Here is a 12,925-nt window from a genome sequence, read left to right on the forward strand (position 1 = left end):
CCTGCGAGGAAAGCACCTCGGCCTCGCGCAGCTTGTGGATGATCTCTTCGGAACTAAAGCGTTTCTTGGGCATCGTCCAGTCTCCTCGTCATAAGTCTATGAACTTTGGATCTGGACCAGAAATTTCAGGTCAGCTCACGCATTCGTGACGCGGATTGATGCACCCGTGGACTGAGCCCTTGGTCGTGGCGGGATAGCTTCTGTGCCCGGCGCGGTGCGCTGCCGTTAGGAACCGCTTCTAAAGAGGTAATTTGGGTAACCAGGAGGCCAAAAAACTGCCTAAGTCACTGTTCTTAATATCTAAATGAGATTTCTGATAAAGGTAATCTAAAGGTAATCAAAATTACCATTATCTGTAAGTGATTGAATTTAAAGAATGGTTCTCTTCCAAAAAATTACCTTTAAGGAAGGTAATCAGATTACCTCCAATTACCCTTGGATTACCTTTGCTGTTTTTTCCTAACTATTTGATCATGCTGATGAAATAGGGTATTTCGTCAGCATGATTACCAAAATTACCTTTTTCCGACGATGCCACCCATTGGGGCTATATACGTAAGCGGGCTGCCGTTCTCGTTCGTAGTCATCCCAGATCTATCTTCTCTACGGCAATGGCCACCTGACCCAGGTGCGCATGGATAGCGCGGGTTTGCGTGGTCAGCAGTGTGTACATGTGATCGGCATCGACCATTCCAGCGCAAAGGCCTGCCGTCATGCCCGCTACCAGGCTTTCCATAGCGGCGATGTGCTGTTGGGTATGGGTGATCAAGGTGAGAAGTGTTGTTGCTGTTGTCATTACTAGCTATTCCCTCGTGTTCCTGCGCACAACATCGCTGAGGTGCAGTCTTGGTGCAAGTTTTCACGAAAGCCGAGTGGATGCCGCTGAGTGGGATGGCTCGTGCTTTTGCGGACTTGTTTGCTTTACACACCTGCGGCTCAGGCAACCCATGCCGCTGCTATGGGAAATGTGTCCCGCGGCTACCGCTAAGAGGCCGCATGACCTAAGCAATCGCGGTTTCCGCACGAGCGTAGCGGCGTGGCGAACAACCCATGACGCGCTTAAAAGCGGTGTTAAAAGCGTTCTCGGATTCGTAGCCGAACGACTGTGCAATGTGCGCCAGCGTATCTTCACCGGTCATTAGCCGCTCCGCCGCCAGCCTCATCCGCCAATGGGTCAGATAGGCGATGGGGGCTTCCCCGACCTTGTCGCGGAAACGTTGCGCGAAGATCGAGCGGGACATGCCCGCCTGTGTTGCAAGTTCGTGCAGCGTCCACCGGCGCGCCGGATCAGCATGCATCGCGCCGATGGCAGCACCGATCTGTGGATCGGCGAGCGCAAAAAACCAACCGATGCCGTCATGCGGCGGTGCGATCAGGCATAGACGTAACGCCTGCACCAGCATCATGTGGGCAAGGTGATGGGCTGCGAGATTGGAACCGAGCCGTTCTTCTCGCATCTCGTCCATTAGGCGCTCGATGACCCAGCGTAGCGCTGCTTGATCGGCCGTCTCCTCGATCAACAGTATCGGCGGGAGTGAATGGAGCAGCACGCGTGACTGCCGTCCGGTCAGGTCGAAACGGGCGCCGACCAGATAGACGTCGCCACCGCCTTGGTGAACGACCACGCCGCCGTAGCGCAAGCCGGCATGCACCTGGCGGACCGATATCGGCGTCACACCCAGATCGCTGGCTAGCGTGAAGGAACGACCACTAGGCAGCACGAAGCAGTCGCCCGCGGACAGCCTGACGGGTGCGACACCGTCGACCGCAAGCCAACAGCCACCTCGGGTGACCGCATAGCATTTGATGCGGCCGACCTGATCGTCGTATCGCACAGCCCACTCGCCACCTGCATCGAAAGCAGCCGTGCGGTAGCGATCGGGTTTGAGAAGGGAGAGGAGATCAGAGAGGGGATCCACGCATTGCTCCGGACGATCGCGAAGAAAATACCGACGATCACGTATAGGTCGTATGGCCGATCCTATCTACACTCCGGGCCAACAAAAAGCCAGGAGCGAAATTCATGATCGTGGTGACCACCCCCACCGGCCAGATCGGCAGTCAAGTCGCGGGAGAGCTGTTGAAAGCCGGAGAGCCCGTGCGCGTCATCGTTCGCCATGTCGATTCGCTGCACGAGCAAATCCTCAATCAGGCGGAGGTGATCGAGGGGTCACATGGCGATGCCGCCGTGCTCGATCGCGCCCTTGAGGGCGCTAACGCGCTGTTCTGGGTGGCACCGCCTGACATGACCAAAGAAATCGATGCGGCCTACATTGAATTTACCCGCCCCGCTGCTGCGGCGATCCGGCGGCACGGTGTCAAGCGGGTGATCAGCATTACCGCACTTGGTCGCGGCACTGCGTGGCAAGACAGGGCCGGTCTGGTCACCGCCTCGTTACGGATGGACGATTTGCTGATGTCGACGGGCGTCGCATTCCGAGGTCTGGCCATGCCGTCTTTCATGGAAAATATCGCGCGGCAAGTGGGACCGATGAAGGAAAAGGGCCTGTGCTTCGGGCCGATCGATCCCGACAAGAAACTTCCTCTGACCGCCACCCGCGACATGGCCTCCGTAGCGGCCCAGTGGCTCGCCCACGACAATTGGACTGGGCAACACGAGCTACCGGTGATCGGGCCCGAGGATCTGTCCTACAACGACATGGCCGCTATCATCTCGGATGTGACGGGTCGAGAAATCCGCTACCAGCAGATCGGTTTGGAACAGCTCAAACAGCAGTTCATTGGACGCGGAGCAACCGAGTCTTTTGCCGCAGGCTACGTCGATATGTACCGCGCCAAGAACGAAGGCATGGACAACGCCGCCGAACGGGATGCGGAGAGCCGGCAAAGGATCACCTTTCGCCAATGGGTCGAGCGCACCCTGAAGCCGGCCATGGCTGAGTGATCAGGGCCTGTTGTGTCTGGAAACGGAAGGCAGTCGGCTCTTGGGGGCGGTGATGGTTTTGGTCCACCGAAGCCTTTGCAGTAGATCTTTAGACGGCGACCGCTTCGAGTGCCAAGCCGACCGATCAGCTATCTGCAATGCGCTCCAAATTAGCACCAGCTCCGGAATCAGGGGCCGCCCCAAACGCGATCAGCTGGACGGATCTGCATGTCGATGCTTCTTGGCGCTGGAGGTGATCCTTGCGAATTAAGGATGTGTGCTTCGATCCCATTTTGAAGTCCTTTTACCCCGTAAAATTGGAGGCTATCTCTTTGATTTGCCGCGACGAAAAGGCCTATTTTCCGTAAAAATGCTGGAGGTAAGTTGTTGATCGTTGGGTACAGTGCACCTAACTTTTAATCTATTGGTCGACAGTTCGAATCTGTCACGGCCCACCAGCTGCACCAGGGACTTACCTCGCGTAAGTCCCTTTTTTTATGCCGCCATCGCAGCACACGTGGCAGCCACGGAGCTTGCTTAGCGGCTGACAGCGGCGGCGCGCGCCAGTACCGCCGCCAAGGCCTGCGCCAGCTGTTCGCCGTGCAGCGGTTTGCGCAAAAAGCCGTCCATGCCGGCGGCGCGGGCGAGGCTTTCCTCGTCGCCACCGGAGCGCGCCGTGATGGCAATCATCGGCAGCGCGTGATTGCCTTCGCGCGAACGCACCAGCTGTGCCCACTGCAGGCCATCCAGGCCGGGCAGGTCCAGATCCACCAGGGCGGCGTCGAAGCGCGAGTGTTCCAATACTTCCAGTGCGCGCAGGGCATGGGGGACATGTTCGACGGCGTGGCCCTGCACTTCGAGCAGGCCGACGATCACCGCAGCTACCGTGGGATCGTCTTCCAGCAGCAGTAGATGCCAGCGCGGGCCTGCCGTGCCGGCACCGGTTTGCACGGATTCGATTCGTACAGCGGCCGCCGGCAGTGGCAATGACACATGGAAGGTGCTGCCCGTACCGGGCGTCGATTCCAGTGCGATGGAGCCGTCCATCAAGGTCGCCAGTTCGCGACAGATGGCCAGGCCCAGACCGCTGCCCGAACCGCGCTGCGGACCGTCCAGTTGCTGGTAGCGATGGAACAGTTTGGCCTGATCGCTGGCGCTGATGCCCTGCCCGGTATCGCTTACGGTGAAGCGCAGTGCGCCGGCGTGACCGGTCAGAGCCAGATGTATTTCGCCATGCTCGGTGAATTTGACGGCATTGCCGCTGAGGTTGAGCAGGATCTGCCGGATGCGCACGGCATCGCCCAACACCTGGGGCGGCGCGTCATCGGCAATGTCCACGCGCAAGACCAGCCCCTTGGCATTGGCTTTGGCGCGCTGCAGTTCGGCGACATCCTGCACCAGCGCGCGTGGATCGAACGGGGCCGGTACCAACTGCAGCCGACCGGCTTCGATGCGCGCCAGATCGAGCGCGTCGTTGACCAGGGTGAGTAGTACTTCGCCGGAATTGCGGATGGTCTGCGTAAAGCGCCGCTCGGTGTCGCCGAGCGGGCGGCTGAGCAGCAGCTCGGCCATGCCCAGCACGCCGGTCATCGGCGTGCGGATCTCATGGCCGAGCTGGGCCAGAAATTCGGTCTTGGCCTGGCTGGCAGCGCGTGCCAGGTCATGCTCCTGGGTGATCAGCTCCAGACGATGGCGCTGCAGCTGTCGCCGACGCATGGCATGGAGCAGCGCTACGAACAGCAGTGCCAACAACAATGCATAGGCAAGCCATGCCCACCAGCGCAGCCACGGCGGACGGTCTACATGCAGATGCAGTGGCGTGGTCAGTTCACCCCATGTGCCATCCGGGCCGGCGGCCTGCACGTGCAAGGTGAAATCGCCGGGCGGCAACTGAGTGAAAGTGCGATCGCCGCGATGGCCGGTGTTGACCCAGTCGTTGTCGAGACCATCCAGGCGAAAGCGATAGACATTCTCCTGCGGCGCAATGAACGACAACGCCCGCGCCACGATGGTGAGATCGCGATCGTTCCAGGCCAGCGTTATGCGGCCGCTGTCGGGCGACAACTCGCGTACACCGTCATGGCCGCGCACACTCAGTGCACTGAGGCGTATTTCCGGCGCGCGCCGATGCGGCTGAATCGCGGCAGGCTGGAAACCGACGATGCCGTCCTTGGAGGGTGCGTATAGATAGCCATCGGGCAAGCGCGCGATCGCATTGCTGCCGAAATAACTGTCGACCAGGCCGTTTTCGAGGCCAAAGCCGCGCAGACTGTTCTCGGCAGGGTCGTACAGCCACAAGCCGCCGCGGGTGAACAGCCACGCACGCCCGGCGTCGTCCACGCGCAGGCTCATGATGCTGTTGACCACGTGTTGATCGTTGAGCGCATGGCGCGCGAAGCGAACCTCACGATCGCCTTGCTGGCGATAGACAGAGAGGCTGTTGGCGTCAGCCACCCACAGTTCATCGCCGTGTAGATCCAGTGCACGAGCGAAACCTCGCGCCACCCCCTCGACATAGCGCACGGACTGCCCGGGCTGCCAACGGGCAACGCCCTTGTCGGTGGCAATCCACAAGGCGTGGTCATGCCAGCGCATATCGTTGTTGGAGGCCTGCGCCAACGCAGGATCGGCAAAAGGCAGTGGTGTGCAGCGCATGCCGTCGGCGGGCACGGTGCAAATCCCCGCAGGCACCAGATTCATATAGGCAGTGCCGTTCTCGTCCAGCGCCACGTTGTAGGGCTGGGCCGGTACATCGATCGGTTCGAGGTGCCCCTGGCGATAGCGGAAGCTGCCGTCGGAAGCATTGACCCAAAGCTGGCCGCGCGCATCCATCGCCATGTCGTAGATCTCGCGGTGCGTACCGGGCAGTCGCACGACCGCGGGCTGCACCGTCTGCGTGGCCGGGTCGAGCACATCGATCACGCCGCCCTGGTTGCCGACCCAGAGCTTGCCGCCGCCTGCCGCGGCCACTGCGATAAAGCTGCCGGCGCTGAGGCTGGCCGGGTCATCGGGTTGATGGATGCTGCGGGTGAAGTCATGCCAGTCCGGTGCCAGATAAGCCAGGCCGTTGTCGGTCGCCAGCCACAGGCCACCTTCGCGATCGTGCAAGAGGCGCAGCACGATCTGGCCGGGCAGCGCGTGAGGCAGCAACTGCTTGGCGTCGAAGCGATAGCAGCGCCCGTCGCGATCGCGCAGCACCAGGCCGTTGGACGTGCCCAGCCACAGGCGGCCCGAATCGTCCGGCGCGATCGAGGCAATCGGCACAGTCGGGATGCCTGCCAGTGGCACGCGATGGGCGACGTCGTCGTGGTCCAGTTGGAACAACCCAAGCACGGTACCGATAAGCAATGCATGCTCGTGATGGATCAGGGCGAATATCCGCGGGGACTCCAGCCGCTGACCGTGCTCGTCTTCGAATCGCACATGGCTGAAGCTGCCGTCGCGCTCGCGCAAATCCAGGCCAGCTCCAGTGCCGACCCATAGGCGGCCATCGGGCTCGGCCAGCAGCGCGCGCACGTCGTTGTCGGACAGGCTGCGCGGGTTGGACGGATCGTGGCGGGCATGCTCGAAGTGCTGTCCGCCCACCAGATGATCGAGGCCGCCATCGCTAAGCCCCAACCACAGCGTGCCATCGCGGTCTTGTGCCAATGAGGCGACCTGATCGACACCCAGGCTATCCGGAACCTTGTCGTCATGGTGCCAGTGCAGGAAGCCATCACGCGTGGCGTCATAGCGCGCCAGGCCATCGTCGCCGCCACTCCACAGCCGTCCCTGTGCGTCGACCAGCAAGGCCCGTACGCGGTCGGACGGCGCGGCATAGGGATCGCCGCTGCGCTGCGTCCAGGTTTTGAATTCCACGCCGTCATAGCGTGTCAGTGCCGAGCCGGTGGCGACCCAGATATAGCCCTCGCGGTCTTGCAGCAGTGCGCTGATGCTCGGATCAGGCAACCCTTCGGCCGTCGTGAAGCGCCGAAATTGCGGGGTGGGGGCCGGCAGCAACGCCGTTGCTGGCGGCGTACTGCTGCCGCTGGCGGGTTGGCTGCCGAACATGAGCGCGGCAAGCATGAGCGCGCTCAGCATCGGCACTCCGATCGCCGCGAAACCTGGCGCGGCAGTGGTTCGGTGGCGGTCACTTCGCTCGGTCCTGTCCGTTGGGCACGTTACCGGTCACGGTAATCGAAGGGATCGAATCGATCGGGGCGGTAGGGGGAGGGTGAAGTGTACAGACTGGGTCCGTGGATAGCAGATGGAGAGCGGTCCGGTGAGTGCGCGATTAGCGAGGATCCGGTCACCTCTTGGAGAAATGCCGGGGCACGGACGCAGGTCTGCATGCGCCGCTTAGCGGCAACTTTCGACACGCTGACGCATGGCGCGACGGAGGCAGGGCCGGTTGGCCGCACGAGGAAAGCCGCTAGCGAAGCAGCCGCGCCGCTCCCGAACTGGCGAGACACGCTCTTTTTGATTCAACGGCTTGTTGTCCCGGTGCGGTCCTCCAGAAGACCGGATACGGCGTTTGCGCCTGGAAAAGCCGGGCTCCTGGCATGGGACTTGCTGCAAATCCGGCGCTGGGAAGTCCAGGCGCCGTGGCGGGGCCCCGCCACATCAAGGATGACCGACGCCCGCCGCCGCCCCTCAGGGGCGGCGTTTTTATTTCCAGGTCCGGCCACGCGCACCGGCACGAGGCCACGGGCAGTCCGCACAGACCGTGCAGGGGCACATGTTAAGATCGTAAAGATCTTAGCCAGCGCTTTTATCAGCGCGGAGCTGGGCGGGCAGATGTCGCGCAGGTCGTTGCATCTTGGGGGAGGCGGGCATCGCCGCGCTGCATGTAGCCGGCGCCATGTTGATGCCGCGCGGGCCTGTACTTTGAGCGGAAAACCACTGGCGATATGAAATTCAGGAAGGACATCAACGGACTGAGAGCCGTCGCCGTTGTGCTCGTGCTTCTGTTTCATGGTGGGCTGACCGCATTTCCCTCCGGCTTTCTCGGCGTTGACGTGTTCTTCGTCATCTCCGGTTTCCTGATCACCGCGATCGTGCGAGCCGATCTGGTCGCCGGCAAATTTTCATTTGCGGATTTCTATGTGCGCCGGCTGTGGCGCATCCAGGTTGCGTTGCTGGCGGTGATTGCCGCGACCTTGCTGGCAGCGGCGATTTTCTACCTGCCCGACGATTTCAACGTCTATTTCAAGTCGGCCATGCAGACCATCGGGCTGACTTCCAACTACTACTTCGCCAAGACCACGACGGCTTATGCGGCCACCGGCTCGCAGACACTACTGCTGTTGCATACCTGGTCGCTGTCGGTCGAATGGCAGTGGTATGTGCTGATGCCGGTGACGATGTGGCTGCTGTATCGCTACGCATCGCCGCGGCAGACGCGCGTGGTGTTACTGCTGGCGCTGGTGGCGGCGTCGATCCTCGCGGTGCGGCAGCCGGTGATGCATGGCGATGCGGCATATTTCTGGTTCTCCAGCCGCATCTTCCAATTTTTGTTTGGCGCTACGCTCGCCGTGTTGATCGAAGGGCGCCCCAAGCCATCGAACGCACTGGCTCTCAATGCCCTGGGCCTGCTGGCGCTGGCGCTGATTTTCGCTATCGCGATGAAGCCGGGCGTGATCGCCGATTATCCCAATCCGTATGCCGTGATGCTCAGCGCCGCCTGCGTGATGGTGCTGTGGATGGGCGGCAACGAGCAGTCCTGGGTCTCACGCGTGCTGTCGCTGGCACCGGTGGTGTTCGTGGGCGACATTTCCTATTCGCTCTATCTGTGGCACTGGCCGATCTTCGCTACCTGGCGCTATCTGCAACTGCCGGAAACCGGCGGCTGTCTGCTGCTTTGCTTCGCGCTGACGTTCTTGCTGGGCTATCTCTCGTATCGCTTTATCGAGCAGCCGTACCGGCGGCTGCGCCCAGGCTTCGGCAAGTCGTTGGCAGTGCTGGTGGTAGTGCCGCTGGTGGCGATGGCCGCGGTGTTCGGCGTTGCGCAGAAATATGCATTTTTCCCTGGGCGTTTCGGGCCGGAGCTGGCTTACGTCAACGGCACGCTGGACAAATATGACCCACCGTTGCGCCGGCATTGCCTGCAGGGACGCGGCACCAATGGCGGCAATGTCGATCCGCATTACCTGGATGTGTGCGTGGTCGGGAAAAAGGATGTGCCCGTTACCGGCCTGATGATCGGCGATTCGTATTCCAATCAATACTGGAATTTCATCGGATTGCTGTCGAACGCGGCCGGCATCTCGGTGGCATCGCTGGCCACACCGTCCTGCCTGGCGTTGCCGGGCGTCACGCTCTACAACTGGTACTCGATCAACTACCAGCAATATCGCGTTTGCGAAGACCGCACCAAGCACTACTACAGCATCATCCAGTCGCACCAATTCAAGTACGTGATCATCGGCGAGAACTGGGTGTACTACGACTTCGCCGCGGTGGTGAATCAGCCCGGCGACCCGCAATCCCGGGAGCTTGGGCAGGCGCGCATGGAAGCGGCCGTGCGGCATGCGCTAGACATCATCACCGCGACCGGAGCGGTTCCGGTGGTGATCAAGGGCGCGCCGGTAATGCCGCCGGATTTCGAGGGCTGCTTCTATCAGCACTTCAAGCTGCGCGAGAAAACCGGCGGTACCGATTGCACGCTGAGCAGCAACAAGAACCAGACCGAAATCTGGTACGACCAGCTGTTCGAGCGGCTGAAAACCCGTTACCCGAGCCTGGTGCTGATCGATCCGCGGCTGGTGCAGTGCTCCGGTGCGACTTGTATGACCACTTACCAGGGCGTGCCGATCTACCGCGATACCGGGCATATGTCCGACTACGGTTCGTACCAGCTCGGCCAGCGCTACCTGCAGACCCAGCCCAATCCGTTTACCAATAGCGGCAGCACGCCTGCGGCGGTGCCGTCCCGCTGAGGGACTCAGGATTTGTCGGGGGGCTGGTCGGTGTGCGAGGTGGCGGGGTGCCAACGCGACTTGAGCCGTTCCAGCACCAGCGGCACCAGCGAGAGCAGGGCCAGCACGCCCAGCGGCGTCATCACGCTGGGGTCGAAGATCAATCCGATGCCAAGCCGCTGGCCCTGGCTGATCGCATGACCCAGTCCGGCGCCGATCGAGGTCTCGAAGGCAAGCATGAGGGTGCCCCCGAACCAGGTGGCGCCCAGGAACAGCCAGAGCGAACAGCGCAGCCAGGCGAGTGCCACCGTGATCAGCCCGAACGGCGCAACCGGCACCAGTCGCAGAAACAGCGTATAGACCACCGGATGGCGTTCGAAGCCATGGTGGAGCCGCTCGACGATGGCGGGCGGATGCTTGCTGCCGGCGCCAAAGGCGTAGCGGCTGGCCAGGAACAGGATCAGCGAGCCCAGGGTCAGCCCGATCGAGGAATAAGTAGTGCCTTCGAGCACACCGAAGGCGAAGCCGCCGGCCAGGATCAGCACGATGGTGACGGGGATGCCGGTGCAGGTCGCCAGGGTCAGCAGGCCGATATAGACCAGCCGGCTGAGCCAGGGATCTTCATTGATGTGCGCGCGGAATTCCCGCTGGTGCGCGACGAGCTGCTCGGGATGGATGCGATCGAACACGCCGGACGCCAACAAGACGATGCCTGCTGCAATCAGCAACAGCAACGGCAGCGCGGCACGCAAGCGGTTCAATAGCGCTCCCCGGTGGCGCCAAAAGCGGCCAGTACGGTACGGGCTTGCTCGCGCAGGATGTCGCGGCGCACAGCGATGCCGCGGCGTTCCAGCTCCCCGACCCAGTCGGCCGGCAGCGGACCTTCGTCGAACTCGGTGAGTTCTTCCACATCTTCGGCGCGGGCGCCGATCAGCAGCGTATCGACGCCGGCCCACACGGTGGCGCCGTAGCACTGGCAGCACGGCTGCGAACTGGTGGCTAGGGTGTAGTGGCCGCCTTGTTCGTTGAGCCGGTAGCTGGCCAGGCGCTGCTGCGCAGTCATGTAGGCCAGCATCTCTGCATGGGCGACCGAGCAGGTCTGCGGCACCACCCGGTTGGCGGCGGCGGAAATCAACCGTCCGTGCTCATCGAACACGGCAGCACCGAAGGGACCGCCGGTGCCGTGCTGGATATTGCGTCGCGACAGCTCGATCGCCAGCCCTACACGTTCCTCGTCGGTGAGATAGCGCCGGCTTGTGTCGGCCACTTCTTCGATCCAGGGCGGCAGGGTGAGGTGGATCTGCAGCGGCAACATCATGCCTGTTTGGCCCAGGTGTCACGCAGCGTGACCGTCCGGTTGAAGATCGGTGCATCCGGGCGGTGATCAAGCCGATCCGCCACGAAATAACCGAGGCGCTCGAACTGGTAGCGCTGTTCCGGCGCGGCACTGGCGGCGGCCGGCTCCAGCCAGCCGCGCACGATGCGCTTGGCTTCGGGATTGATGTGCTCGACCCAGGTCTTGCCGTCGCTTTCGTCATCCGGCGTCGCCACATTGAACAGGCGGTCGTAGATGCGGATTTCGGTGGCGACGCCATGCGTGGCGCTGACCCAGTGGATGGTGCCCTTCACTTTGCGGTCGGCACCGGGCATGCCCGAGCGCGACTCCGGATCCAGCGTGCAGTGCAGCTCGGTTACCTGGCCGGCTGCATCTTTCACCATCTGCGCGCACTTCACGATGCCGACGCCACGCAGGCGCACCTCGCCTTCCGGTTTCAGGCGATGGAACCCCTTTGGCGGCACTTCGGCGAAATCCTCGCGCTCGATCCAGACTTCGCGCGAGAACGGCACCTGGCGCGTACCGAAGCTTTCATCCTTGGGATGGTTCGCGAAGTTCAGCGTTTCCTCGTGACCTTCCGGCAGATTGGTGATCACCAGCTTGAGCGGATCGATCACCGCCATGCGGCGCGGTGCGCTGCCGTCGAGGTCTTCGCGCACGCAGTTTTCGAAGATGGCGTAATCGATCACGCTGTTCTGCTTGCTCACGCCCAGGCGTTCGATCAGCAGGCGGATGCCGCCCGGCGTGAAGCCGCGTCGGCGCAGGCCGCGCAGGGTGTTCATGCGCGGGTCGTCCCAGCCATCCACCAGCCCATCGTTCACCAGCTGGGCCAGCTTGCGCTTGCTGGTGATCATGTAGCTGAGGTTGAGGCGGGAGAATTCGATCTGGCGCGGCTTGGCCGGCTCGGTGCGGAAGCCCGCATCGCGCATGTGCTGCCACAACTCCGGATGGCTGGGCAGGTCCACCTTGTCCACGAACCAGTCGTAGAGCGGGCGATGGTCCTCGAATTCCAGCGTGCACAGCGAATGGGTGATGCCTTCCAGCGCATCGGACAGGCAGTGCGCGTAGTCGTACATCGGGTAGATCGGCCACGCGTCGCCGGTGTTCTGGTGGGTGACCTTGCGGATGCGATAGATCGCCGGATCGCGCAGGTTGATGTTGCCGGAGGCCATGTCGATCTTGGCGCGCAGCGTCTTGCTGCCGTCGGCAAACTCGCCGGCGCGCATGCGGGTGAACAGATCCAGGTTCTCCTCCACGCTGCGCGTGCGGAACGGCGAATTGCGGCCCGCTTCGGTCAGGGTGCCGCGGTATTCGCGCATTTCCTCGGCGCTGAGGTCGTCCACGTAGGCGTGGCCGTCCTGGACCAGCTTGCGCGCGGCGCGGTAGAGCACTTCGAAATAGTCCGAGGCGTGGCGCAGGTCGTGCCAGTCGTAGCCCAGCCAGCGGACATCGTCCTTGATGCCTTCGACGAACTCGGGGTCTTCCTTGCCCGGGTTGGTGTCGTCCAGGCGCAGGTTGCACCAGCCGGCAAACTCGCGCGCGATGCCGAAGTCCAGGCAGATCGCCTTGGCGTGGCCAATATGCAGATAGCCGTTGGGCTCGGGCGGGAAGCGGGTGCGGATGGCCGCGTGCTTGCCCTTGGCGAGGTCCTCGCGAATGATCTGGCGGATGAAATCGCGCGGCGCGTCGGTCTCGGGGGCTTCAGCGGGTTTGGCGGCGGATTCGGTCGACATCGGGTTCAGCGCTTTCGCACGAGGTGGCGGAATCCCCAAGTTTAACCGGATGAAAGCTTTACGTAACCGCTTGCCA

At 62.3% G+C, this 12,925-nt stretch carries 8 protein-coding genes; 2 read left to right on the forward strand and 6 right to left on the reverse strand.

Features of this window, described 5'->3' with window-relative positions; translation table 11 throughout:
• Positions 1–583: 583 nt before the first annotated feature.
• Positions 584–796 carry a hypothetical protein gene (locus IGX34_RS08430; protein ID WP_192555282.1) on the reverse strand — a complete coding sequence of 71 codons (213 nt, stop codon included), beginning with the start codon at positions 794–796 and terminating at the stop codon, positions 584–586.
• Positions 797–1,001: 205 nt separating this feature from the next.
• A complete protein-coding gene (locus IGX34_RS22415) occupies positions 1,002–1,919 on the reverse strand; it encodes a cupin domain-containing protein (protein ID WP_192555283.1) in 918 nt (305 codons plus the stop codon).
• Positions 1,920–2,023: 104 nt separating this feature from the next.
• On the opposite strand from IGX34_RS22415, the gene IGX34_RS08440 reads away from it, so the two are divergent.
• Positions 2,024–2,905: an NmrA family NAD(P)-binding protein gene (locus IGX34_RS08440; RefSeq protein WP_192555284.1), complete on the forward strand. Its 882-nt coding sequence runs from the start codon at positions 2,024–2,026 to the stop codon at positions 2,903–2,905.
• Positions 2,906–3,421: 516 nt separating this feature from the next.
• Here IGX34_RS08440 and IGX34_RS08445 read toward each other — a convergent pair.
• Complete coding sequence (locus IGX34_RS08445) at positions 3,422–6,949, reverse strand: hybrid sensor histidine kinase/response regulator (protein WP_192555285.1); 3,528 nt, start codon at positions 6,947–6,949, stop codon at positions 3,422–3,424.
• An 824-nt stretch (positions 6,950–7,773) separates the two neighbouring features.
• Here IGX34_RS08445 and IGX34_RS08450 point away from each other — a divergent pair.
• A complete protein-coding gene (locus IGX34_RS08450) occupies positions 7,774–9,801 on the forward strand; it encodes an acyltransferase family protein (RefSeq protein ID WP_225737329.1) in 2,028 nt (675 codons plus the stop codon).
• A 5-nt stretch (positions 9,802–9,806) separates the two neighbouring features.
• Here the strand turns inward: IGX34_RS08450 and IGX34_RS08455 are convergent, their stop codons facing one another.
• Genes IGX34_RS08455 through IGX34_RS08465 form a run of 3 tightly spaced genes read right to left on the reverse strand, consistent with a single transcriptional unit; the run spans position 9,807 to position 12,849 of the window.
• Positions 9,807–10,541 carry a TVP38/TMEM64 family protein gene (locus tag IGX34_RS08455; protein WP_192555287.1) on the reverse strand — a complete coding sequence of 245 codons (735 nt, stop codon included), beginning with the start codon at positions 10,539–10,541 and terminating at the stop codon, positions 9,807–9,809.
• A complete protein-coding gene (locus IGX34_RS08460; protein ID WP_192555494.1) occupies positions 10,538–11,095 on the reverse strand; it encodes a nucleoside deaminase in 558 nt (185 codons plus the stop codon). The genes IGX34_RS08455 and IGX34_RS08460 overlap by 4 nt, the downstream gene beginning before the upstream one ends.
• Positions 11,095–12,849 carry a glutamine--tRNA ligase/YqeY domain fusion protein gene (locus tag IGX34_RS08465; protein WP_192555288.1) on the reverse strand — a complete coding sequence of 585 codons (1,755 nt, stop codon included), beginning with the start codon at positions 12,847–12,849 and terminating at the stop codon, positions 11,095–11,097. Before IGX34_RS08465 ends, IGX34_RS08460 begins: the two co-directional genes overlap by 1 nt.
• Positions 12,850–12,925 lie beyond the last annotated feature (76 nt).

Source organism: Dyella acidiphila (genome assembly GCF_014863405.1).
GTDB lineage: Bacteria > Pseudomonadota > Gammaproteobacteria > Xanthomonadales > Rhodanobacteraceae > Dyella_B > Dyella_B acidiphila.

Coding starts and splice junctions, on each gene's coding strand:
- IGX34_RS08430 (WP_192555282.1), bottom strand. CDS start 796: ATGACAACAGCAACAACACTTCTCACCTTGATCACCCATACCCAACAG.
- IGX34_RS08440 (WP_192555284.1), top strand. CDS start 2,024: ATGATCGTGGTGACCACCCCCACCGGCCAGATCGGCAGTCAAGTCGCG.
- IGX34_RS08445 (WP_192555285.1), bottom strand. CDS start 6,949: ATGCTTGCCGCGCTCATGTTCGGCAGCCAACCCGCCAGCGGCAGCAGT.
- IGX34_RS08450 (WP_225737329.1), top strand. CDS start 7,774: ATGAAATTCAGGAAGGACATCAACGGACTGAGAGCCGTCGCCGTTGTG.
- IGX34_RS08460 (WP_192555494.1), bottom strand. CDS start 11,095: ATGTTGCCGCTGCAGATCCACCTCACCCTGCCGCCCTGGATCGAAGAA.
- IGX34_RS08465 (WP_192555288.1), bottom strand. CDS start 12,849: ATGTCGACCGAATCCGCCGCCAAACCCGCTGAAGCCCCCGAGACCGAC.